The 23,640-nt window shown below is 64.0% G+C and carries 21 protein-coding genes and 1 pseudogene; 13 read left to right on the top strand and 9 right to left on the bottom strand.

The features are described from left to right. Positions 1–56: 56 nt before the first annotated feature. The 4 genes from B0G80_RS37430 to B0G80_RS37415 all read left to right on the top strand — a co-directional run bounded on the left by B0G80_RS37430 (position 57) and on the right by B0G80_RS37415 (position 3,639). Positions 57–1,097 carry an aldo/keto reductase gene (locus tag B0G80_RS37430; RefSeq protein ID WP_116122699.1) on the top strand — a complete coding sequence of 347 codons (1,041 nt, stop codon included), beginning with the start codon at positions 57–59 and terminating at the stop codon, positions 1,095–1,097. Positions 1,098–1,104: 7 nt separating this feature from the next. Continuing rightward, complete coding sequence (locus B0G80_RS37425; protein WP_116122698.1) at positions 1,105–1,935, top strand: amidohydrolase; 831 nt, start codon at positions 1,105–1,107, stop codon at positions 1,933–1,935. A 44-nt stretch (positions 1,936–1,979) separates the two neighbouring features. After that, on the top strand, positions 1,980–2,723 hold the full coding sequence (locus tag B0G80_RS37420) for an SDR family oxidoreductase (protein WP_116122697.1): 744 nt from the start codon (positions 1,980–1,982) through the stop codon (positions 2,721–2,723). Positions 2,724–2,790: 67 nt separating this feature from the next. Further along, positions 2,791–3,639: an ureidoglycolate lyase gene (locus B0G80_RS37415; protein WP_116122696.1), complete on the top strand. Its 849-nt coding sequence runs from the start codon at positions 2,791–2,793 to the stop codon at positions 3,637–3,639. A gap of 164 nt (positions 3,640–3,803) precedes the next feature. Here B0G80_RS37415 and B0G80_RS37410 read toward each other — a convergent pair. The 3 genes and pseudogenes from B0G80_RS37410 to B0G80_RS37400 all read right to left on the bottom strand — a co-directional run bounded on the left by B0G80_RS37410 (position 3,804) and on the right by B0G80_RS37400 (position 6,071). Next, positions 3,804–5,155, bottom strand: a pseudogene (locus B0G80_RS37410) (pyridoxal phosphate-dependent decarboxylase family protein). A gap of 57 nt (positions 5,156–5,212) precedes the next feature. Beyond that, positions 5,213–5,515 carry a helix-turn-helix transcriptional regulator gene (locus B0G80_RS37405; RefSeq protein WP_106281679.1) on the bottom strand — a complete coding sequence of 101 codons (303 nt, stop codon included), beginning with the start codon at positions 5,513–5,515 and terminating at the stop codon, positions 5,213–5,215. Between the two features lie 121 nt (positions 5,516–5,636). Continuing rightward, positions 5,637–6,071, bottom strand: coding sequence for a PaaI family thioesterase (locus B0G80_RS37400; RefSeq protein WP_012428699.1), 435 nt, complete (start codon positions 6,069–6,071; stop codon positions 5,637–5,639). 269 nt (positions 6,072–6,340) lie between these two features. Here B0G80_RS37400 and B0G80_RS37395 point away from each other — a divergent pair, with 269 nt between their 5' ends. Beyond that, positions 6,341–7,963, top strand: a complete 1,623-nt coding sequence (locus B0G80_RS37395; protein ID WP_116122695.1) for a methyl-accepting chemotaxis protein — start codon at positions 6,341–6,343, stop codon at positions 7,961–7,963. Between the two features lie 111 nt (positions 7,964–8,074). Here the strand turns inward: B0G80_RS37395 and B0G80_RS37390 are convergent, their stop codons facing one another. Next, the gene (locus B0G80_RS37390; protein ID WP_007178724.1) at positions 8,075–8,278 is read right to left on the bottom strand and encodes a cold-shock protein; all 204 of its coding nucleotides are present in this window, start codon (positions 8,276–8,278) and stop codon (positions 8,075–8,077) included. Between the two features lie 263 nt (positions 8,279–8,541). On the opposite strand from B0G80_RS37390, the gene B0G80_RS37385 reads away from it, so the two are divergent. Continuing rightward, on the top strand, positions 8,542–8,772 hold the full coding sequence (locus B0G80_RS37385) for a hypothetical protein (RefSeq protein ID WP_258879164.1): 231 nt from the start codon (positions 8,542–8,544) through the stop codon (positions 8,770–8,772). Between the two features lie 86 nt (positions 8,773–8,858). On the opposite strand, the gene B0G80_RS37380 is transcribed toward B0G80_RS37385, so the two are convergent. After that, on the bottom strand, positions 8,859–9,182 hold the full coding sequence (locus tag B0G80_RS37380; RefSeq protein ID WP_116122694.1) for an HNH endonuclease: 324 nt from the start codon (positions 9,180–9,182) through the stop codon (positions 8,859–8,861). A 63-nt stretch (positions 9,183–9,245) separates the two neighbouring features. Then, complete coding sequence (locus B0G80_RS37375; protein ID WP_116122693.1) at positions 9,246–10,355, bottom strand: AGE family epimerase/isomerase; 1,110 nt, start codon at positions 10,353–10,355, stop codon at positions 9,246–9,248. 531 nt (positions 10,356–10,886) lie between these two features. Here B0G80_RS37375 and B0G80_RS37365 point away from each other — a divergent pair. The 6 genes from B0G80_RS37365 to B0G80_RS37345 all read left to right on the top strand — a co-directional run bounded on the left by B0G80_RS37365 (position 10,887) and on the right by B0G80_RS37345 (position 16,135). After that, positions 10,887–12,326 (top strand): hypothetical protein, encoded by a 1,440-nt coding sequence (locus B0G80_RS37365; RefSeq protein WP_116123874.1) that lies wholly within the window; start codon positions 10,887–10,889, stop codon positions 12,324–12,326. Positions 12,327–12,812: 486 nt separating this feature from the next. Beyond that, positions 12,813–12,971, top strand: coding sequence for a hypothetical protein (locus tag B0G80_RS46240; protein WP_166678917.1), 159 nt, complete (start codon positions 12,813–12,815; stop codon positions 12,969–12,971). Between the two features lie 445 nt (positions 12,972–13,416). Next, entirely contained in the window at positions 13,417–13,716 is a 300-nt protein-coding gene (locus tag B0G80_RS37360) for a hypothetical protein (RefSeq protein ID WP_106281688.1), read from the top strand. A 153-nt stretch (positions 13,717–13,869) separates the two neighbouring features. Further along, positions 13,870–14,784 carry a 3-hydroxyacyl-CoA dehydrogenase family protein gene (locus B0G80_RS37355; protein ID WP_116122691.1) on the top strand — a complete coding sequence of 305 codons (915 nt, stop codon included), beginning with the start codon at positions 13,870–13,872 and terminating at the stop codon, positions 14,782–14,784. 128 nt (positions 14,785–14,912) lie between these two features. Then, entirely contained in the window at positions 14,913–15,524 is a 612-nt protein-coding gene (locus tag B0G80_RS37350; protein ID WP_106281692.1) for a flavin reductase family protein, read from the top strand. Positions 15,525–15,700: 176 nt separating this feature from the next. Then, positions 15,701–16,135, top strand: coding sequence for a cupin domain-containing protein (locus B0G80_RS37345; protein WP_106281694.1), 435 nt, complete (start codon positions 15,701–15,703; stop codon positions 16,133–16,135). Between the two features lie 87 nt (positions 16,136–16,222). Here B0G80_RS37345 and B0G80_RS37340 read toward each other — a convergent pair whose 3' ends face one another. Next, the gene (locus tag B0G80_RS37340; RefSeq protein ID WP_116123873.1) at positions 16,223–17,686 is read right to left on the bottom strand and encodes a polyhydroxyalkanoate depolymerase; all 1,464 of its coding nucleotides are present in this window, start codon (positions 17,684–17,686) and stop codon (positions 16,223–16,225) included. A gap of 219 nt (positions 17,687–17,905) precedes the next feature. On the opposite strand from B0G80_RS37340, the gene B0G80_RS37335 reads away from it, so the two are divergent. Then, entirely contained in the window at positions 17,906–18,559 is a 654-nt protein-coding gene (locus B0G80_RS37335; RefSeq protein ID WP_116122690.1) for a glutathione S-transferase family protein, read from the top strand. A gap of 79 nt (positions 18,560–18,638) precedes the next feature. On the opposite strand, the gene B0G80_RS37330 is transcribed toward B0G80_RS37335, so the two are convergent. Together B0G80_RS37330 and B0G80_RS37320 are read right to left on the bottom strand one after the other, a co-directional pair. Continuing rightward, positions 18,639–20,612: a methyl-accepting chemotaxis protein gene (locus B0G80_RS37330; RefSeq protein ID WP_116122689.1), complete on the bottom strand. Its 1,974-nt coding sequence runs from the start codon at positions 20,610–20,612 to the stop codon at positions 18,639–18,641. Between the two features lie 339 nt (positions 20,613–20,951). After that, positions 20,952–23,612: a heavy metal translocating P-type ATPase gene (locus tag B0G80_RS37320; RefSeq protein WP_116122687.1), complete on the bottom strand. Its 2,661-nt coding sequence runs from the start codon at positions 23,610–23,612 to the stop codon at positions 20,952–20,954. Positions 23,613–23,640: the final 28 nt, after the last annotated feature.

Genomic DNA, 23,640 nt, shown 5'->3' with positions numbered 1-23,640 from the left:
CCGTGGGCAAACCTCGCCCATGCATGGTAAAACACGACAAATTGGAGACGCGTTCAATGACCGCAACGATCGGATCGAAGATCGGGCAACGGCGCCGTATCGGCCGCGGGCCGTTGCAGGTGACCGGTTTGGGACTCGGCACGGCGCCGCTCGGCGGCTTGTACCGCGATCTGTCCGATGAAGAAGCTCACGCCACCATCGCTGCGGCGTGGAACGCCGGCGTGCGCTATTTCGACACCGCGCCGCATTACGGCAACACGAAGGCCGAGCATCGTCTGGGCGACGTGTTGCGGCGCTATCCGCGCGGCGAATATCTGCTGTCCACCAAAGTCGGCCGCCGTTTCGTGCCGCGCACCACGCCTTTCGACGACAAGGAAGGCTGGCAAAACCCGCTCCCATTCGAAGCAATCTACGACTACACCCACGACGGCATTCTGCGTTCGTTCGAAGATAGCCAGCAGCGCCTCGGCATTGTCGATATCGACATTCTGCTGGTGCACGATATCGGCCGTGTCACGCACGGCGACAACCATCCCCGTTACTGGCGGCAACTGACAGAAGGCGGCGGTTTTCGCGCGTTGGACACGTTGCGCTCTTCTGGCGCGATCAAGGCCGTCGGACTCGGCGTCAACGAAGGCGCGGTGATACTCGATGCGATGGCCGAGTTCGATATCGATTGCGCGTTGCTCGCGGGCCGTTATACGCTCCTCGAACAGACCACGCTCGACGATCTGTTGCCCGCTTGTGAAAAACGCGGCGTCAGCATCCTGTTAGGCGGCGCGTTCAATTCGGGCATTCTGGCGCGCGGTGTCGAAGGTGATCTGAAGTTCAATTACGGCGAGGCGCCGCCCGAAGTGATCGAGCGCGTCGCGCGGCTGGAGGCGGTGTGCCGTGCGCACGGCGTGCCGCTGGCAGCCGCCGCCTTGCAGTTTCCGTATGCGCATCCGGCGGTCGCCACGGTGTTGACCGGCGCGCGCAGTGCCGATGAATTGCGCGAGAACGCCGCGTCGTTCGAGAAGCCGATCCCCGCGGCCTTATGGTCCGCGTTGCGTGATGAAGGCTTGCTCGACAGCCGCGCGCCCGCGCCGGAGGATTGAGTTGACGATGCATATCGATGCCCACCAGCATTACTGGGATCCCGCTCGTGGCGATTACGAGTGGCTCACGCCGGAACTGAAAATCCTGTACCGGACGTTTGGTCCGGAGGATCTCAAGCCGTTGCGCGAACGCGCGGGCATCGAACGAACGGTGGTGGTGCAGGCGGCGCCGACCATCGACGAAACGCGTTATTTGCTGGACCTGGCGCGCCATGAGCCGTCGATTGCCGGCGTGGTCGGCTGGGTGCCGTTGTTGCTGCCCACCGCGCCGCAGGTGATCGAAGCGCTGGCGCATGAGCCGAAATTCAAGGGCGTGCGGCCGATGCTGCAGGATCTGCCCGACGACACGTGGATCGCGAACCCCGATCTCGCGCCGGCGATCGAAGCGCTGATCGCGCACGACCTCGCGTTCGACGCGCTCATTTACGCGCGCCACGTCGAGCCGTTCGAAACCTTCGCCAAGCGTTTTCCGGCGCTGCGCATCGTCGTCGATCATGGTGCGAAGCCGCCGATCCGGTACGGACGCGCGGGCTACCAAAGCTGGGCCGACGCAATCACGCGGCTCGCGCAACTGCCGCAGATGCATTGCAAGCTGTCGGGCCTGGTCACCGAAGCATCGCCGGGCTGGACCGAAGAAACGCTGCACCCGTACGTCGAGCATCTGCTGAAGTCATTCGGTCCGGCGCGTTTGATGTGGGGCAGCGACTGGCCGGTGCTCGATCTGAACGGCGACTATCTGCTCTGGCATTCGGTGGCGAACACCTTGCTCGCGTCCTTGAGCGACGGCGAGCGCGAAGCGGTTTTCGGCGGCAATGCTGCCGCGTTTTATCGATTGTGATTTCTGGAAGAGACAAGCAACAGCCCATTCAACTGGAGTCGTAGATGACACAAAGACTGGCCGGCAAGACGGCCCTGATCACGGCGGCAGGACAAGGCATCGGACTCGCTACCGCCGAACTTTTCGCGCGCGAAGGCGCGCGCGTGATCGCCACGGATATCCGCATCGACGGACTCGCCGGCAAGCCGGTCGAGGCGCGCAAGCTCGACGTGCGCGACGACGCGGCGATCAAGGCGCTAGCCACGGAAGTCGGCGCGATCGACGTGCTGTTCAACTGCGCGGGCTTCGTGCACGCGGGCAATATTCTCGAATGCAGCGAAGAGGATTGGGACTTCGCCTTCGACCTGAACGTGAAGGCGATGTACCGCATGATCCGCGCGTTCCTGCCGGCCATGCTGGAGCACGGCGGCGGCTCGATCATCAATATGTCGTCGGCGGCGTCTAGCGTGAAGGGCGTGCCTAACCGCTTCGCGTATAGCGCCTCCAAGGCCGCGGTGATCGGGCTGACCAAGTCCGTTGCTGCGGACTTCATCACGCGTGGTGTACGCTGTAACGCGATCTGCCCGGGCACGGTAGCTTCGCCGTCGCTCGAACAGCGGATCGTCGCGCAGGCCCAGGCGCAAGGCGCGACGCTGGACGCCGTGCAGGCGGCCTTTGTCGCGCGTCAGCCGATGGGCCGCATCGGTAAGCCGGAAGAGATCGCGGCGTTGGCGCTGTATCTCGGGTCCGACGAGTCGTCGTTTACTACGGGCCACGCGCATGTGATCGACGGCGGGTGGTCGAACTGACCACGCCGGCTTAGGCGCTCACGTACGCTGAACCACGAACCGAACACCACTGAAAGGAAGTGCCAGGATGAAACTGCTTCGTTATGGGCCGAAAGGTCAGGAAAAGCCGGGCTTGCTCGACGCGCAAGGCAAGATTCGTGATCTGTCGAAAGTGGTCGCCGATATCGACGGCGCCGCGCTGACCGACGAAGGTCTCGCCAAACTGCGCGCGCTGGATCCGGCTTCGCTGCTGCTGGTCGAAGGCAATCCGCGCATGGGTCCGTGCGTCGGCAAGATCGGCAAGTTCATCTGCATCGGCTTGAATTACGCGGATCACGCGGCCGAATCGAATCTGCCGGTGCCCGCCGAACCGGTCATCTTCAACAAGTGGACCAGCGCGATCAGCGGCCCGAACGACGACGTTGAAATTCCGCGCGGCTCGAAGAAAACCGATTGGGAAGTCGAACTGGGCGTGGTGATCGGCAAACCGGCGAAATATATCGACGAAGCCAACGCGCTGGATTACGTTGCCGGATACTGTGTGATCAACGACGTGTCGGAACGCGAATGGCAGATCGAAAAGGGCGGCACGTGGGACAAGGGCAAGGGCTTCGACACGTTCGGCCCGATCGGTCCGTGGGTCGTCACGCGTGACGAAATTGCCGATCCGCAGAACCTGAGCTTGTGGCTCGAAGTGGATGGCCACCGCTATCAGAACGGCAGCACGAAGACGATGGTGTTCGGCGTCGCGAAACTGGTGTCGTACGTGTCGCAGTGCATGAGCCTGCAACCGGGCGACGTGATTTCGACCGGCACGCCGCCGGGCGTCGGCATGGGCGTGAAGCCGAATCCGGTGTTTCTCAAGCCGGGTCAGACGATTCGCCTGGGTATCGAAGGGCTGGGCGAGCAAACGCAGAAGACGTACGCGGCGGAGTGATTCGCGCCTGCGGGCTTCGCGGGGCATGAAGAACAGCGGTTCCTGCACCAATAAGCAGGAGCCGCTTTTTTGTGTGCGCCGCTGCCGCTTACGCGCGTCTCTCTATTCGCAGTCGCGCGTGTGGCGCGGCCAAACCACCGCCGCACTCGTTTTCGGCACGCTGCTCAATCGGCGTGTTCGGCGAGCAGTCTTGCGAGCAGCGCCACCAACTGATCGACGTGCGTATCCTCAGTGCGCCACGACGACACGCTGATGCGAAACGCCGGCCGGCCTTGCCAGATAGTCTGACCGAACCACGTTTCGCCCGACGCCTGTGCCGCTTCGCGAATCGCGACCGTCTGCGCGTCGGTCTTCGCACGTACCAGCACCTGGTTCAGCACCACGCGGTTCAGCACCTCGAATCCGGCACCACGCAGACCTTCGGCGATCCGCGCAGCCTGCGCGCAATGCCGGTCCACCATCTCCTGCACGCCGCTGCGCCCGAGCGAACGCAGCGCCGCCCAGATCGGAATGCCGCGCGCACGGCGCGAGAACTCCAGGTTCACGTTCTTCTGCGCGTCGTGCGCGCCGGTCAGGTAGACCGCGTCGCTGTTCATCGCCGATGAAAGTGCCTGCGCGTCCCGGCAGATCGCCATGGCGCCGTCGTAGGGCGTGTTGAGCCACTTGTGGCCGTCGGTGGTCCAACTGTCGGCGCCGTCGATGCCATCGGTCAGCGCCCGTTTCGAGGATGCCCGCGCCCACAGACCGAACGCGCCATCCACATGAATCCAGGCGCCGGCGGCTTTGGCGCGCGGAATCAGTGCCGCGAACGGATCGAACTCTCCGGTGTTCACTTCGCCCGCTTGCACGCAGAAGATCGTCATGTCGTCGAGCGGCGGTAGCTGCGCGGGATCGATGCGGCCGTGTTCATCCACGGGCGCGCTGATCACGCGCTTCATGCCGAAGCCGAGCACGCGCAACGCCTTCTTGACGGTGATGTGCGCCATCTCGGAGATCACGACGCGCACCGGCGGCGCGCCGTCCAGGCCATCGTTGTCGAAATCCCAGCCCTTGCGCGCAAGCAGCGCGCGCCGCGCGGCCGCGATGCAAACGAGCGTGCACGCCGTGGCGCTGGTGCCGAAGCCGACCGCCGCTTCGCGCGGCAGATCCAGCGCGTCGAGCACCCAGCGCGCCGCGATTTTCTCCAACGTGGCTGCGACGGGCGAGTTGTCGAAGTCGACGCGCATTGATCCCACGCGCCCATCAGACGCTCGGCCGCCGCCGCGGCCGGCAGCACCGCGCCGATCACGAAGCCGTAATAGCGCGGATCGTTCGACGCGACCGTGCCGGGCGAACCGCTTTCGTCGAGCAGACGCAGCACGTCGGCGGGCGCGTGGCCGTGCTGCGGGAAGGCTTCGTCGAAGGCGGCGAGTTGCGCAAGCGCGGCTGCGTCGGGAAACACCCGGCGCTTGCCGATATCGGCGAGGTAAGCGTGCGCGCGCCGGTCGGCGTCGGCAATCAGAGCAAGTTCGTTCATAGCGTCCTTCAAGTATCGATAACGTGATGGCGCGGCAGCCTCAAGAAGGCCACGCGCCTAGAGATTGGCGAGGTCGCGACCGAGCTTCTGCAACTCGGCGTCGATGCGCTTGTAGTACGTGAACTTGCCGATGCGCTGCGCACGCACGAGTCCCGCATCGGCGAGGATGCGCATGTGACGCGTGGTGGTGGCAGGCGCAATACCGAGCTTGTCCGTGATGAACGTGCAGCACACGCCGACCGTTTCGATATCGGCGTGGTCCTGATACGGGAAATGCCGCGTCGGCTCTTTCAGCCAGCGCATGACGGCGAGGCGGCTTGCGTTGGCGAGCGCGTTGATGCGGGTGAGTTCGTCTGTCATGAAGCGGTGCGTGTGGAACGGAACCATCAGTCGATAACGTTTAGCATATTAGCTAAATGAGGAGACGTGGACAAGCGCCCCGAAGGCGGCGCCAAAGATGGTTCATCCAGGTGCCGTGACGTCAGCCCGCGTGTTCGTGTTCGCCGTTCTCGCTGATCCGATTGACCGTGCCTTGTGCCACGGCAATCAGCTTTTCGCGGTTGCCTTCCATCACATACACGTTGCATTGGCAGGTCGCCTGATGCTGGCCCGCGTAGACAACCTTGGCGCGCGCGATCAGCGTGCCGTTGATGGCCGGCCGCAGGTAATTGATCTTGTATTCCCCGGTCACGACCTTCGGCCCGAGCAGCAGCGCGCCCGCGAAGGTCAGCGCGTTGTCGGCGAGATAGCTGATGACGCCGCCATGCACGAAGCCGTGCTGCTGCCGCAGTTCGTCGCGGATCGGCAGGCTCAGCGTGAGTTCGCTGGTGCTTGTCTGCATCAACTCGGCGCCTAACAGCATGCTGAACGGCTGGGCATGCAGTGCGCCGCGCGCCCGGTCGAGGAGGTCGGTCATTGTGATTCCTTCGGGCGTGGCCCGCGGTGGCAATCTGCACTGGCCTGCGTCGTGCAGTCCCTACCCACTCTAGGAAGCGCGCATGCACCGCGTCAAGGTGAATCGGTAATTCGTGCGGCGCATTGTTGCGCGAATTGATTGCAATGATGACGTTGACCGATGAAAAGGGGGCGTAAGGCGATCTTTGATGGAATTGGCCTCAAGCGCGGCGCGCTTATGCCGTTAACCCTGACGTAGCTCCCGTCATTCTTTGCCTTCAGGTATTCACGATGTTCAGCAAGATCAAGGTCGCATCCGGCCTGTTGTGTGTTCTGGCCGCGTTTTGCGTTTTCCAGCTTGTCACGATAGGTTTGGGATTCTGGTCGCTCACGCGTACGCATGACGACGTGGGCGATCTGTCGAACATCGCCTTGAAGCAGGTGGACGCGGTCAATGAAACGACCCAGCATTTGATGGACGCGCGCATCAACCTCTCGCGCGCCGGGACGCGCATGGTACGCGGCGGCTCCGAGCCGGCCGATATCGTGCAGCACGCCCGTGAACAGTTGACGGCCGCCGACCAGTCGTTCGCGGCCTTCATGAGCGCGCCGAAGACCGGCGACGAAAACGGCGCCCGCGCCGCCGCGCTCGCCGAGCGGTACAAAAAGCTGCATGACGCGCTCGCGGAGCTGGTGCAGTTTCTCGACTCGAACAATATCCAGGCCTTCCTGGATCAGCCGACGCAATCGTTCCAGGACGCGTACCTCGGCGAGTTGCATAACTTCGTGCAGTTCGGCAACACGGCAAGCCGCGCATCGCTCGATTCGATCGACACGCGCATGGCGACCTTCCGTGCCGTCAGCATCGTGATCCTGCTGGCGCTGGTAGCCGGCACGTTCGCCGTGTACGCGGCGCTGCGGCGCGGCGTGGTGGCGCCGCTGGAAGAAGCGGGCCGTCACTTCGACCGGATCGCACACGGCCGTCTCGACCAACCGATCGCAGCACGCGGCACCAATGAAATCGGCCGGCTGTTCTCGGGCCTCGCGAAAATGCAGGCGAGCGTGGCGCGCACGGTGCAGGCCGTGCGCGAATCCGCCGACTCGATCCACCTCGGCGCCGACGAAATCGCCACGGGCAACGCCGATCTGTCGGCGCGCACCGAAAACCAGGCGGCGTCGCTTGAAGAAACCGCGTCGAGCATGGAGGAACTGACGGCTACCGTGCGCCAGAACGCCGAGCACGCGCGTGAGGCCAACGCGCTCGCCGAGACCGCGCTGGAGGCGACCTCGCGCGGCAGCGAAGTGGTCAACGAGGTGGTCGACAAGATGCGCGGCATTGCGCAGAGCTCGGACAAGATCGCCGAGATCATTTCGGTGATCGACGGCATTGCCTTCCAAACCAACATCCTCGCGCTGAATGCGGCCGTCGAAGCGGCGCGCGCGGGCGAGCAGGGGCGCGGCTTCGCCGTGGTGGCGGGCGAAGTGCGCGGCCTCGCGCAGCGCAGCGCGCAATCGGCGAAGGAAATCAAAACGTTGATCAGCGAATCGGTCGCCGAGATTCAGGGCGGTTCGACGCTGGTCGAGCACGCCGGCGCGGCGATGAGCAACGTGTCCGCCTCGATTTCGCGCGTCACGCAGATGATGGCGGAGATCAGCGCGTCGTCGCTCGAGCAGAGCACCGGCATCGAGCAGGTGAATCAGGCGGTCGTGCAGATGGATGAGATGACGCAGCAGAACGCGGCGCTCGTCGAAGAGGCTGCAGCGGCGGCGGCTTCGCTGCATCAGCAGACTCAGCAATTGAAACAGGCTGTTTCCGTCTTCGAAATTTCTGAAACTGTGTTGCGGATGCAACAAATCGACGAAGTGCAAGGGCAATCGGCTGATTTTTCGTTAGCCGGTATACGCGCAATCTAGATCGCGAAAGGCTCAAAAAGAAATCGTCAGACAAAGAAAATGGCCCGCCGAAGCGGGCCATTTTGCATTAGACGCAAGCGCCTAAGGGTGCCTCAACGTACCTGACGGTACTTAGGCCGGCTGGATGTTCGCAGCTTGCTTGCCCTTCGGGCCTTGCTTAACTTCAAACGTCACCTTTTGGTTTTCCTGCAGGGACTTGAAGCCGCTGCCTTGAACTTCCGAAAAGTGCGCGAACAGGTCTTCGCCGCCGTCGTCCGGCGTGATGAAGCCAAAGCCCTTTGCATCGTTAAACCACTTCACAGTACCTGTTGCCATTTTTAATCCAGTAAATGTTGTGTGTTGCATTCGCGACCGCTATTTCTCAACACGAGATCGAGCGCGAAGTAGGAGTTGTATCACGTCTTAATGACGGACGCCAACCAACCAGTATTCGGGTATTCCCCCGCCCCGGTCTTTTTGAGGCTTGGAAAGCGGTTGGAAGGCTGTTCCCGCAGGTAGGGTAAACTGCTCGTATTACTCTTCCAGGAAAAACATTGACACATTATTTACAAGAAGAACTTACCTCGTTCTGGAGTCGTTTGACCCCCTATCTGGCGATATTGGAGTCTAAATCACCTCAGGAAGGCACCTTGGACCCGGTCGGCCGTATCACGGTCGATACCGAAGACCGCCAGGCTTTCGCCCTCCACGTCACCGATCAGAAGCCGCACGGCGACACGTCGGACACCCCCACCGGGCACAGCGCAACTTATATGCGTTTTAAATCAGCCGACAGCGACTGGAGCCCCTGGCAGCGCGAAGAGTATTGATCGACCGGGCGGTCGGCTTTTATGCCCGCGTCCCGTCGTGAGATCGCGGCCGGCGCTCAGCCGGCTTCGCTCGGTCCGTTCGATGCTTAGTTTTTGCGCCCACTGCAGCGCGTGCGCTCGTAGAAATCATTCGGCTTGCTGCGAACCCAGCGCACGAAGGTGCGTACCGCCTTGTCACTGAGGAGCGCCTCGACCGTCGAATAGCGCTGCGCCAGTTCGGCTTCCGTGAACAGCGCGTGGAGCTGGCGGTGGCAAATGCGGTGTAGGGCGGCGACTTCCTTGCCGCCTTTTGTTTTCGGCACCCAGTGATGCAAGTCGCGCTGGCTCGCCGGGATCGGCCGGCCGCAGAGCGGGCAGATGTCGTCCGCAGGCGGTGGTCGATACCAGGGTTCAGCAGGTTTCTTTGCCATGGCCTGACGAATGGCTAGGAGATTCTCTGGCGCTCGACCGCTGTGTGGCCTTGCCCGCGGCGTTCACGCCGGCAGCGCCTCATAGGCGGTAGCGAGGTGGTAGGGCGTGGTCGACGGCATATCGGCGCGCGCCACTTCACCTGCCGGCGTTTTGCATTCGAACCAGCCCTGCGGACGCAGGAACCGTTGCTGGAACAGTTCGATTTGCCGGGGCAGCGCGGCGCGCGCCGCCGGTTCGCCATGGCTCGCCAGCGCGCGTAAATATTCGGTTTGGGCCCAGATCCGCTGGGTCGCGTCTTTGATCCGGCCGGTTTCGTCGAGCGAAGCGTACACGCCGCCGGTTTCCCGATCCACGCCATATTGCTGCGCGAAGCTGAACGCGCGCGGCATGGCTTCGGCGAGACCCGAGCCTTCGAACACAGCGCCCGCCTGTTTCACCAGCCAGAACCATTCGAACTGGTGCCCGGGTTCCAGACGGTTATCGTCCGCGCCGATCGGCAATTCGGCGATGCAGCCCGTCGGCGCATGCACGAAGCGCTGCGCGACCGCGCCGGCGAGGCGCCGCAGCGCGGCGTCGAAAGCGTTGTCATGCGTAGCTTCGCGAGCGGCTAGCCAGGCTTCGGTCAGGTGCATCAAGGGGTTCTGGATCGGCGTGCCCGTCACGCTGGAGAAATCCGCGTTCAGCGCGGCGTTGAACAGATCGTCCCCGGCGGCGAAGTTCGACTGGATCAGCGCGGACGTGCGATGCACGATTTCCAGCGCATCGCGATTGCCGGAGCGCCGCGCATACTCTGCGCAGGCAAACACCACGAACGCGTGCGTGTACAGGTCCTTGGTGGTGTCGAGCGGTGCGCCTTGCGCATCCACGCTGTAGAACCATCCACCGTCGCGCGTGTCCTGAAAGGTATGCGTCAAGGCGTCGAACAGCACCTGCGCATGGGCTGGGTCGCCTGCTTGCGAGAACACGAACAACTGCCGCGCGCAGGCCATGGCCCGATAGCGCTCGGTGGGCAGCGGCTGATGACCTTCGGCGCTGACGGCTTCGTAGGGCAGCTTCAGTGCGGTATTGAAACCCGGGCCGCGCCAGATCGGCAGCACCACGCCTGTGAAGTGATCGCGCAGATTGGCGGCGAGTGCGAGGGTGGAAGCGGCGGGTGGGTTCATGCTCTGCATAGTCAAAATGGGGCGAACAGGGTATTTCGAAGCGAAGCGACGGCGGCCATATTTGTTGCTTCCGTGGCCTGAGTTTCAGCGCGGCGCGGTTGCCGGCGAACCTGCCGACGAGCCTGGATGCTACCTGTTTTGCAAACCGGCAGCCGCAAAATCAGGATGGCGACCAGCTCGTGCGACCGGCCCGCGCGACCTGCCTGGCGACGTGCGGCTTAGCATAAAGCAAACGGCTCGCACTGGCACTGCGTCACCGATGCGGAGACTACTTCAGATAATTTCCGCTGAGGAGCAAGAACAATGCTGGGGAATCTCGAACTCATCGCACGCCTGATGGTGGCCGCCGCGCGCTTGCGACGACTGCATGGCGTCAAACAGTTCCGGCAGGACGACGCGGCCTCCTGAAATCTGAAAATCCTCGCCGAATGGCTTCGGCGGGCGCGGGCGGCCATGCGACAATGCGCTCTCGAAAAATTCCAACGGCATTGACGAGCGGTGCTCGGCGCCCGCTTTCCGGCGACGACCGCTTTTTTCTCTATGGCAGATTCCGTAGCATCCACGCAGTCCCGGCCTCAGCGCGTCGCTTCGAAGAAGCGCCGCCAGGCCACCGTCCCGACCGAAACTGAAAACAAGCTGGCGCGCGCGGCGCGCTCGGCACAACGTCTCGCGCAATTGAGCGACGCCTCCCGCGACGACAGCACGCTCGACCTGTTCCCCGATGATCCCACCCGCGCCACGCTGGAAGCGATGAATATCGATATCCGGCAAGGCACGCTGCATGGTTTCGAATTACCTGATGTGGTGTTGGCAGCGGTCGGCGCGATCGATGGCGGCGACAACACGTTGGTGGACGCGCGGGCCGCGCGCCGCGCGCCACGCGCTGCTAAGCCCGACGACCAACCGGTGCCGGTCAACGCGCTGTTGAGCGGGCTAGAAATCGAGCCTTTGGTGGTGGCGGCTTCGCCCGCCGGCGAACTGGCTTTGGGCGATGCGAAGCCGGCAGCGGACATGGCCGCGTCTGCAGAGGACAACTCGACGACACCGGCGCGCGATGCATCGGCGCCGCTTACCCCGGCGATGGCGGCAGCGACCGTGGCGCGCAGCGTGACCGCGCTGCGCCAGGCGGCCGAGCCGGATGCAAAGGCCGATGTGATGGCGGCGTCGACCGCTGGCGGTGTCAGGGCGACGCAGCGGCTCGCGGCGACTTTTGGCAAGGCGGCTTCGGCTTCTGGTGTAGCTTCGGCATCGGCATCGGCATCGGCATCGGTTTCACAAGAACAGGCCGCGGTCGCGGGTAAAGTGACGGGCGCAACGGACGAACCCGAGTCGGCACAACCGGACGCTGCTGCTGAAGGGTCCAAGCCGGGCGCGGTGCCGAACCAGCATAGGGCGCCGACGGAAGCTGCAATCGCCGCGTCGAAAAGCACGGCGTCGGAGACGTCAATGAATTCCTCAGCGTCCGCACAGGCTAACGCGGCATTCGCCATGCCTTGGCGGGAAGCCCGGCGTGCCGAAGCGGCCGCGGCTGCGCTGCGCGCCGCGCCGGAACTCGATCGCGCGCGGGCAACCGCATTTGCCGATACCGTCGACGCGCTTTATGGTGTGATCGCCGATCAGCGCCACGCCGCAACCGATCATTCGCGGCGCATGAAATGGATGCTGTCGATCGTGGTCGGTGCGTTGCTGGTGACGGTCGCGATCGGCATCACGCAAACCGTGCTACTGATGCGCCTCACGCGTGAAACGAGCGCCCAGCAGCAGCGCATCGAGCAGATGATGCAGAACCAGCAGGCAGCCATGGCCAGTTTGCTCGACACGCACGTGACGATGGCGACCGCTGCCGCCACTAATGCCGCTTCCGACGTGGCTGCGGCAGCGCTCACGGCGCCCCAGCAAGCCGCCGCCACGCCGACGCATGCGAGGCGCGCAACGCGGGCGCAGCATGGACATAAGCAGAAAGCGGTTAGCCCGCACTGACACTCAGTGAGCGCCGCGCCGGCGACAAGCCGGTTGCGGTGGTCCACTTTCCTATCCCTGGGCGCTGTCCGGCGCCCGCAGCCCGATTTTTCAGCAACGGCCGCCGCGTGAAGCCGCAAGACAATCTGGCCCGGACGCTGCGGGGCTGATCGTGTCCGTAGAAAGCGCAGACGCTGACACGTCCGGACAGCCAGCGCCAAGCGCCGTTGACGCGGCCGTGATGACCCCACGCAAGCCCGTGGCGAGTCAAAGTTGGTGCGCAGTCAAAAAGCCGACGTCGAGCCCGCCGCAGCACCCAGCCCCTTTCGACCCTGGAAATAAAAAAAGGGGACGTTGTCATGATGCAACGCAACATGTGAAAAATACGCTGCGACAACGCACCACACCGAAAAAATGCTGCATTGCACTAGCTTTTGCCTAGGGAAAACCCTATACTTCTTCTTAAGGGAAAACCCTAGCAAATGCAGCAACTAACCGGGAGTCGCCATGAGCTTCATTTTTGCATTGTTCCAAAAAGTCAGCGACCTCTTTGCGTCGCCCCATCTGCCGCTGGATTCGGACTACTCGTACGAAGCGCGTAGCCGCGAAGCACAACGCGTCCGTAAAGCACAAGGTACGTTGTTCGGCGTCAAGCTGAGCGACTAAGAGCAAAGCCGTACCGGCCCTAGCGCGGAGCAACCGCGTACGGGCGCGCACTTCGGGTGCGCATTGCATCACTGTTGAAGCCACAGTTCGCGAAACGCGTACCGTGGCTTTTTGTTTTTAAGACTCGCTTTCGTCCTTCAGGGCTTGTCTCCGAATATTTCCCGGCCGAAATGAATGTAACGGCGCCTGAAAAGATGGCCGCCGGGTCAGCGTGGCCCAGTCATAGCGCATGGCTTTGTACACAGGGCCGGACGGGCAAAATGCGCTTTGGTCATCGGTCCCTTTCTATGAAATGAGCGCTTACAAGTGCTCACGTCTTCATGCGGTTTGCGCCGCTAAAGTTGGTCTCAAGCGTACGGCGTCTGGTGCGAACCCGAAAATGCAGATTCAGGTCGATCTCGAGCACGGACGCCGGCTTGATACAAAACTTTGATGGGAGGTCACTATGAAAACCTTGAACAAGACATCGCGTTCAATCATCGCAACCTTGCTGGCAGGCGGCGCGTTGCTCGCGGCCGGCAGCGCATTCGCTCAGGAACGCGTGGTAGTCGAAAACGGCCCGGGTCCGGCGGTCTACGGTCAGCCGCACATGATGCCGGTGGGCGTGTCGATCAATATCGGCTGGCACGGCGACCGTTACTACGACGGCCATCGCTATTGGGCGCACGACGACTGGATGCGCCACCACCCGCACGAGTACGATCCGCATCACCGCGACGACCATCGTCCGCCCCCGCGCTACTAATTCGCGCGTGACGGCGCCGCACGATGCGGCGTCGGCCTGAAGTGCACAAAGCCGGTCTTTCCTCGCGGAAGACCGGCTTTGTCACGTTCGGACTTACGAATCGGCTTGCTGCGCTATGCTTGAACGCTTTATCGACGGCAGCAGGAGAGCGGCTTGGACAACGCAGTGATTGGCGTAGTGGGTACGGGGTTGATGGGCGTCGGCATTGCGACGCAAAGCGCGTTGCATGGACACAGGACGATCGTTCACGACGTCGATCCGGCGCGGCTCGCGAGCGTCGCGCCGAAGGCGGAGGCGGTGCTCGACGAACTGATTGACGCCGGCCGCATCGACCCGACGGCCAAACGGGCGGCGCTGGCGCGCATCGAAACGCATGCCGAACTCGACGTCATGGCATCGGCGCAATTCGTGATCGAAGCGATTCCCGAGGTGCTCGAACTGAAGCATCGCCTGTATGCGGCGCTGACCCGGTTGCTGGCCGGCGACGCGATTCTCGCGAGCAACACCAGCGGTTTTCATCCCGATCAACTCGCCGCTCCGTTGCAGGCGAAAGACCGCTTTGTGATCGCGCACTTCTGGAATCCGCCGCACATGATTCCGCTCGTCGAAGTCGTGCCGGGAACGGCAACCGCGCCCGAAGTGACGCAGCAGACAGCTGCGTTGATGAGTGCGATCGGCATGGAGCCCGTCGTGCTGGCGAAGGCGATTCCGGGTTTCGTCGGCAACCGGTTGCAGTTCGCGGTGCTGCGCGAGGCGTTGAATATCGTGCGCTCGGGCGCGGCGACGCCGGACGTGATCGACCGCGTGATGAAGGCGTCGCTGGGTCGCCGCTGGGGAATCGTCGGACCGCTCGAAGGCGCGGACATGGGCGGCCTCGACACCTTCCTCGATATCGCTTCCCATCTGATGCCGGAACTGGCCAAGGACGAAGACGTGCTCGACCTGTTGCGTGAGCACGTCGAAGCAGGGCGTGTCGGCGTGCGCAGCGGAGCGGGTTTCCATGACTGGGACGATGCGCATCTGGAGCAGGTGAAGCAAGGGCGCAAGCGTGTGATTAGTCGGGGTTGATTGACACGAAAGGGCGAGTCTGAAGAGCGCGGCGTTAAGAGAAGCCTCGCACTTCAGGCCCGCCCAGCAGCCTGCGCCGCTCTGCGGTATAACTGCCGTCTCGCCCCATCCGCAAGGCCCCAATCTCCATGCCCCACTACTTCTACGACCCCGCCACCGGCCATGGCCTCCCGCACGATCCGTTCAAAGCCATCGTCGCGCCGCGTCTGATCGGCTGGATTTCTTCACGCGACACCGCGGGCACCTTGAACCTCGCGCCCTATAGTTTCTTCGGCGCGTTCGCCAGCTTTCCGGCGATCATCGGTTTTTCCAGCGAAGGCCATAAAGACAGCGTCGCCAACATCGAAGCCACCGGCGAATTCGTCTGGAATCTGGCCACCAAACCGCTCGCCGAGCAGATGAACCGCTCGTCGGCGCCCGTTGCGCCGCACGTCGACGAATTCGAACTCGCGGGCCTCACGCCCGCGCCGGGCCGCAACGTGGCCGTGCCGCACGTCGCGGAATCGCCGGCTGCGCTCGAATGCAAGTTGCTGCAGGTGGTGCGGCTGCATACGCTCGACGGTAAGCCGATGGACAACTATCTGTCGCTCGGGCAAGTGGTCGGCGTGCATATCAACGAGGCGTATCTGAAAGACGGCTTGTTCGACACCCACGCCGCGCAGCCGATCATGCGTGCCGGCTACCGCGCCGACTACGCGGAAATCGGCGACATGTTCCAGATGTTCCGCCCGACGGCGTAGACAGCGCAGCGCTCAAAACCACGTCGCGCCACGCCAGATGGCGCGACATTCACGGCATCGCCTCCGAAAACGCGCAAAAGCAAATGCAGCGCCCGCACACTGGCGCGCTTGATGCTTGCAACCGACGCTCCAACGCGTCGTTTTCAACTGCCGGCTCACTCGCGAGGAGCGCGATCATGTCCACCGAATTCGCCACGCAATTCAGTCATGTCCGTCCGCAAGACACGTCCTATGAGGATCAGGGCTTACGCGACTTTTTTCTCTACCGTGATTTAGGCATCGCGCAGGCGACCGGCGGCAAGGTGCTCGCGCAACTCGTCAAGGCGAACCACGCACCAGAGCAAGGCACCGGCTGGCACCGTCATGAAGCCGATTTCCACATTGTGATCATGCTGAAGGGCTGGGCGCGCTTCATGTACGGCGACAAGGAGACGCTCGTCGCCGCCGGCGATTGCGTGCATCAGGCGCCGGGTATCGTCCACTATCTGTTCGACTACTCGGAAGATATGGAGTACATCGAAATCGTTTCGCCGGCCGATTTCAAATCGATCGAAGTCGAAGGGCCGTGCGACGTGCCGACCGTGACGCCGTGGAAGAGCGTTGCGGCTTAGCGAAGGTAGAAGGCGGCTGCACGCTTGAATAGCGGGTACTACGCAAGCAAGCAAGCGGACAGCCGCCGCGCGCGTCCGAACAGCAGCTCATTGCGCCGCCGGCGGCCGTCTGCGTGGAGTGCGTGACGCTTGCGGCTTGATGGCCGCCGCCGGACTCGCACTTGATGTGGTGCTAGTTCCGTTCGCAGCGTTCGCCGTCGTCGCATCCACTTCCACATCGACCACCGCCGTTGCCGCCGGCGCTGCTGGCGTGACTTCTGCCGCCGTTGCGGCTGGCACCGGCTGGATCGTGCGCGCGCGCGAACTCACCAGCACGGCGCGCGGTTCGTTGTCGTAGATCACGGCGCGCACGCGCGGATAAATGTGCCGCTCCCAGCGGTGTCCATTGAACACGCCGTAGTGCCCGACGCCGGTCTGCACGTGATGCGTCTTCAAATACGGCCGCAACTTGTCGCACATGTCCTGCGCGGCGAGCGTTTGACCGACGGCGCAGATATCGTCCCTCTCGCCTTCCACGGTGAGCAACGCGGTGCGGCGAATCTTCGACGGTTCGACGAGACGCCCTTTCACTTCGAGCGCATGCAACGGCAGTGCATGCCGCTGAAAAACCGTATCGACGGTTTCCAGATAAAAGTCGGCCGTGAGATCCATCGTCGCGAAGTATTCTTCATAGAACGTGCGGATCGTGTCGGCCTTTGCCGGATCGCCTTTGGCGCGCTCGTAATACATCGTCTCGAACGAGTCGAGATGCCGGTTGAGGTTCATCGCCATAAACGCGGTCAACTGCATGAAGCCCGGATACACGCGCCGGTGCGCGCCCGCAAAGCCGAACGGCACCGCGCTGATCAGCTTCTGCTCGAACCACTCCAACGGTTTGCTTTTGGCGAGTTCGTTGACGCGCGTCGGGTTGATACGCGTATCGAGCGGACCGGCCATCAGCGTCATGCTCGCCGGTTGCGCGGGATGATCGTCGGCGGCCATGAGCGCGACCGCGGCCAGCGCGGCGACCGTCGGCTGGCAAACGGCGAGCAGATGCGCGCCGGGCCCGATCGTTTCGGTGAAGTCGATCACGTGCTGCACGAATTCGTCGAAACCGAAGCGGCCCTGGCTTAGCGGCACGTCGCGCGGGTTGTGCCAGTCGGTGATGTAGACGTCGTGTTCGGCCAGCATCGTGCGCACGGTGCCGCGCAGCAGCGTCGCGAAGTGGCCGGACATCGGCGCGATCACCAGCACGCGCGGTTGTGGCGCCGACGGCGGCGTTTCCTTGCGGAAATGCAGCAGCGAACAGAATGGCGTGTGCGCCGCGATTTCCTCGACGACCGCCACGGATTTGCCTTCCGATATCACGTTGTCGATCTCGAACGGCGGCCGCACGGGCGTGAGCCCGGCGAGCGTCAACAACTCGCAGGCCGCGCGGATCGAACGTCCATGCGACGTCTCGCCGAACGCAGGCCATGCGTCGAGCGAATGATTCACCAGCGCCGCGCCGTGCCGCATTGGCAGCGTCATGTCGGCGAAAGCCTGGTATGTGGGATATGCGAACAGGTTCATAACCTTCGCACGAATGCTGAAGAGGAAGGAGCCCAAATAAAGGCAAGTCATGTGCCATGCATGCGTACGCACTCGCGCAGCCGTGCCGTCGCGTTGGCATAGCATTTGCGCCGGTCGGGAGAACGGGCCGAATTTGCCGCGCTTTGGTGCGCGCGCGCACGGCAACGTGCACGCATGGCGTCGGGCGCCGATCGAGCGCCTCATCTGGAGGAGAATCGTATGGCGAATACCACGCTCACCATCAGCAGCAAGAATTATTCGTCGTGGTCGTTGCGCGGCTGGCTGCTGACCAAGTTCAGCGGTTTGCCTTTTGAAGAGATCGTGATGCCGATCGACGACCCTGCGGCACGCGCTGAACTCCTGCTGCTTTCGCCGTCGATCCTGGTGCCGTGCCTCGTTCATGACGGCATCAAGGTCTGGGACACGCTGGCGATCGCGGAATATCTGAACGAACTGAAACCGGGCGCGAAACTGCTGCCCGAAGATATTCGCGCCCGCGCGCATTGCCGCTCGATTTGCGGCGAAATGCACTCAGGGTTCGGCTCGCTGCGTTCGGCTCTGCCGATGAACCTCAAAGCGCACTTTCCGGGCTTCAAGGTATGGGCGCGGGCTCAGTCGGATATCGACCGCATCGTGACGATCTGGGGCGATTGTCTGAACCAGTACGGCGGCCCGTTTCTGTTCGGCGAGCGCACGGCGGCGGACGCGATGTACGCGCCCGTAGTGACGCGTTTCGTGACCTACGACGTCAAACTCGATCCGGAGATCGTCGAATACGGGCAGCGGATCATGGCACTGCCCGAGATGCAGGAGTGGATCGCCGACGCGCAACAGGAAGTGGAGGAGATCGACGAGCTGGACGTGGAGTTCTGACGAAGCGAGGCATTTCCACTGTTGCAACGGCAGGCGGCGCGCGCTGCATCAGGCAGCACGGCGCCGTGACAACCCTGCCTCAATCGCGCCCGCTTCCCAGTTTGAACACGCTGACCACCTGCGCGAGACGCGCGGCCTGATCGCGCAACTCGGCTGCCGCGAGTTCTGCCTCGCCGACTATCGTCGCGTTCTGCTGCGTGGCTTCGCCGATTTGCGTGACGGCGAGATTCACCTGCTCGATGCCGCCCGATTGCTCGCGTGAGGCGACGCTGATTTCGCCCATGATCGCCCGCACCTGGCCGACCTGTTGAACGATGCCCTGCATTGTCGAGCTGGCTTCTTCGGCGATCTGGAAACCGCTTTGCACGGTTGCCGTGGACGTCGCGATCAGGCTCTCGATCTCCTTCACCGCAGCCGCGCTGCGCTGCGCCAGCGCGCGCACTTCCGAAGCCACCACCGCGAAACCCTTGCCATGCTCGCCGGCACGCGCGGCTTCCACCGCTGCGTTCAGCGCGAGGATATTGGTCTGGAACGCGATGCCTTCGATCACAGTGGTGATCTCGGCGATCTTCTGCGACGAGCGGCTGATCTCGCCCATCGTCGACACCACGCGTTCGACCGCGCGGCCGCCTTCGAGCGCGGCATCGGCGGCGCGCGTGACGAGCGTGTTGGCTTGCGCGGCGTGGTCGGCGTTCTGCTGCACGGTCGAGGTGATCTCTTCCATGCTGGCCGCCGTTTCTTCGAGGCTGCTCGCCTGCGTGGCGATCCGCGCAGCGATATTGCCGCTGCCGGTGGCGATCTTTTCGGTACCCTGCGACATATCCGTCGATGCATTGCGCACTTGCGAAACGATCCGCGCGAGACCTTCGCCGATGCCGTCGATCGACTGCATCAGGCGGCCGATTTCATCGGCGCGCGCGTTCGCGCCCTTCGCGACGCGCACGCTCAAATCGCCCGAGGCGAAACGTTCGGACGCCTTGACGGCTTCGTCGAGCGGGCGGCTCACGAGGCGTCGCACGGCAAACAGGAACACGGCCGCGAACACGCCGACCAGCACGAAGCCGAGCAGCAGGAATTCGTTGCGCGTGGTGATGACGTTGGCCATCACTTCGTCGCGCGGCGCGACGCCGCCCACGAGCCATTGCCATTCCGGCACGGTCACGAACGACACGAACTTGTCGTGCGAGCCGCGTTCGCCGAGTGTCGCATCGGCGGAGCTGTATTCGAGCTGGCCTTCTTTCATGTCGAGCATCTGCTGATACGGCGCGTTCGCGTTGTCGGCGCTCTGGCCGGCGGCGGCCGGATGCACGATGAGCTTGCCGCGATCCGCGCCGTTCGACGCATTCACGACGAAGTAATAACCGCTGTCGCCGATCTTCAAGTTGCGAATGCCGTCCTGCACCGACTGGATTTCCTTGTCCACGTTCACGCCGACGAACAGCGCGCCGATCACGCGGCCGCTTGCGTCCGTGATCGGCCGGTATTGCGTGATCAAACGTTTGCCAAAGAGCGCGGCAAGTCCCGTATAAGGCTTGTTGGCGAGCAGCAGCGCGTAGGCCGGCGCCTTGCGGTCGAGCAGCGTGCCGATCGCGCGCGAGCCGTCCTGTTTCTTCAGCGACGTGGTGACGCGCACGAAATCATCGCCGCTGCGCGCGAAGATCGTGGCCACCGCGCCGCTGCGCTCGAGAAACAGATCGGGGATCGAAAAATCCATGTTCAGGACTTTGTCGCCCGCCTTGATGGTCGGCGTGGCGACGCCGCCGATGTCGACCTTCTGGGTTTCGTCGAGCGTGTAGCCGGCGGGCAGGAAACTCGCGAACAGCGACATCGAGCGATCGACCTCGTTCGACAAGGCTCTGTCGAACAGCTTGATCATTGCGGCGATCGAGCGGTCCTTATCGGCGATGCGTTCGAGCACCTGATCGCTGATCTGCTGGCCGGCGGTGCGGGTGAGCGCCCACGTGAACGCGGCGAAAATCAACGCCACCAGCGTGCACGAAAGAATGGCGAGCCGCGCGCCGACGCTGGCGCGGCGCAAAGAGAGAAATTCCATGGACGTCTTTCGAGTAAAGGAGAACAGGCGCGCGCGAGCCATGCATAGGCATGCCCGGCATCGATGGCTTGTTTACGGCCGCGGCGTCCGCTTTCTTTAGGGATTTGAAAGCACTTAGTAATGGATCATGCTGTCGGCGGAGCGGTTCGATGCGCGGCTCACAGCAATAGCGCCTTGGTGGCGGCGCTGCAAATTGGCCCCGCCGTGTGCCGGGTATTTCTGTCTGCGTCCGCTCAGTGCGTCGAACGACTTGCGCGCCGCGTCAGGCGCACAGCCACAGAGCGCCGTGACGACGCCCGAAATCGGCGCGGCCCGCATGGCATCGCTCGGCGTGTTCGCTCAGCTTGCCGAGCGATTCTGCGCGCCGCGCCAGGTGCGCAGCAGCAGAGCGTTGGTCACGACGCTCACGCTCGAAAACGCCATCGCCGCGCCGGCGAGCATTGGGTTCAACAAACCGAAAGCGGCCAGCGGAATTCCGATCAGGTTATAAACGAACGCCCAGAACAGGTTCTGCTGGATCTTGCGCCACGTCTTGCGCGAGATGTCGATGGCGTCGGCCACGAGCGCCGGATCGCCGCGCATCAGCGTAATGCCGGCCGCGTGCATGGCGACGTCGGTGCCCGTCGCCATTGCGATGCCGATGTCGGCGGCGGCGAGCGCGGGGGCGTCGTTGATGCCGTCGCCCGCCATCGCGACGATGCCGGCGCTGCGAATTTTCAGGTCGCGGATCACGCGGGCCTTGTCGTCGGGCAGAACCTCCGCGTGAAATTCGTCGATGCCGAGCGCCCTTGCCACGCTCGCCGCGCTGCCGCGATTGTCGCCGGTGAGCAGCACGCTCTTGATGCTCATCTGCGCGAGCCGTTCGACGGCGGCGCGTGCGGTCGGTTTGACGGTGTCGCCGAAAGCGATCAAGGCGAGTGCCGCGGGCGCTTGCGGATCGCGCTGCATGAGCCAGGAAACCGTGTTGCCCGCGGCTTCGAGTTCGTGAGCGCGAGCGGCGAGTTCCGGCGGCAGGTCGATGCCGAGTTCATTGAGCCAGCGCGTGCTGCCGAGCGCCAGTGTGCGGCCGTCGACGTCCGCTTCGACGCCACGGCCTGCAACCGCGCGCGCGGCGCTCGCATGCTGCGGCGGGATTTGTCCAGACGCCGCCGCGACGCCGGTGTCCGTTGCCAGCGCACCGCCGGCGCTCGCTGCCGCCGCACCGCGAGTTCTCGCTGCCGCCACACCGTCGGCGTCAGCCGCCGTCGCATCGACGCTGTTCGCCGTCGCGACTTCATGCGCCTTCAACACCGCGCGCGCCAACGGGTGATCGCTATGGCGCTGCACCGCCGCCGCAAGCGCCAGCGCTTCATCGCGGCCGATGCCGCCGATCGGCTCGAACGCCGTCACCGACGGCTGGCCGAGCGTCAACGTGCCGGTTTTATCGAACGCGACGATCGTCACGCGATGCGCGGTTTCCAGCGCTTCGGCGTCCTTGATCAACACGCCGTGCCGCGCCGCGACGCCGGTGCCGGCCATGATCGCCGCCGGCGTGGCCAGGCCGAGCGCGCATGGGCACGCGATCACCAGCACGGCGACCGCGTCCAGAATCGCGGTTTCGCCGCCGGCGCCCGCGATCAACCAGCCCACCAGCGTAAGCGCGGCAATCGCCAGAATCGCCGGCACGAAGATCTCGCTGACGCGGTCAACGAGGCGCTGGATCGGCGCTTTCTCGGCCTGCGCGCTTTCCACGAGGCGGATGATCCGCGCGAGCGTGGTTTCCGCGCCGATCGCGGTGGTCGTCACGGCAATCGCGCCTTCGCCGTTGATCGAGCCGGCGGTGACCGCGTCGGCCACCTGCTTCGGCACCGGCAGGCTTTCGCCGGTGATCAGCGATTCGTCGATATGCGTGCGGCCTTCGAGCACCGCGCCGTCGACTGGCACGCGTTCCCCGGGGCGCACGAGCACCACCGTGCCGACCCGCACTTGCGCGAGCGGCACGTCGCGTTCGTCTGCGCCGACGCGAATGCGCGCACGGTCGGGACGCAGCGCGTTGAGGGCGCGGATAGCGTCAGTAGTCTGGCGCTTGGCGCGAGCTTCGAGCCACTTGCCGAAACGCACCAGCGTGATCACGACCGCCGACGCCTCGAAATACAGATGATTCATGTCGCCCGGATGGGTCGCCAGTTCATAGACACTGATGCCATACGCCGCCGACGTGCCGAGCGCCACCAGCAAATCCATGTTGCCCGTGCCGGCCCGCACGGCGCGATAGGCCGCGCGATAGAAGCGCGCGCCGAACACGAACTGCACAATCGAGGCGAGCGCGAGTTGCAGCCATGGCGAGAGCATCGCGTGCAGGCCGAACCATTCGCCGAGCATCGGCGCGACGAGTGGCAGCGTCAGCACCGCGGAGGCGAGCACCGCGGCCAGTTCGCGGCGGGTCTGGTCGCGCTTGCGGTCGGCGGGCGCAACGTGGTCGGCGCGGTCGGTCGCGGCCGATGTATCCGGCGGCACGATCAGGCTCGCTTCGTAGCCCGCTTTCTTGACGGCGGCGATCAGCGCGTCCGGCGCGGCGGCCGCGCCATCCAGACTGACGGTTGCGGTTTCGGTGGCCAGATTCACCGAAGCGCCCAGCACGCCCGGCACTTTCGCCAGCGCTTTTTCGACGCGCATCGCGCACGACGCGCAGGTCATCCCGCCGATCGCCAGTTGCGTGGATTGCTGCGCCTCGGCAACGAGCGGAGGCGCGTCCGCGGCGGCGGACAGCGTGGCGTCGTAGCCCGCCTTGCGCACGGCGTTGGCGAGCGTCTCGGGATCGACGGCGGCGTCGCTCTCGATGCGCGCTCGCTCCGTGGCGAGATTCACCGACGCCCGCGCGACGCCCGGCACTTTGTTGAGCGCTTTCTCGACGCGCAGTGCGCACGAGGCGCAAGTCATTCCGCCAATGTCCAGTTCGGCGATCCGGGCGGGAGAGGCGGCAGCGTCCGCGGGGCGCTGCGAGTTGGCAAGTTCGGTCATGGTAGGCAAGGCTCGTGGCGGCATCGGG

The sequence above is a fragment of the Paraburkholderia sp. BL6669N2 genome (assembly GCF_003387275.1).
GTDB lineage: Bacteria > Pseudomonadota > Gammaproteobacteria > Burkholderiales > Burkholderiaceae > Paraburkholderia.
The sequence above is the reverse complement of the archived record's forward strand: the minus strand, read 5'-3'. Positions and strand labels throughout refer to the sequence as shown.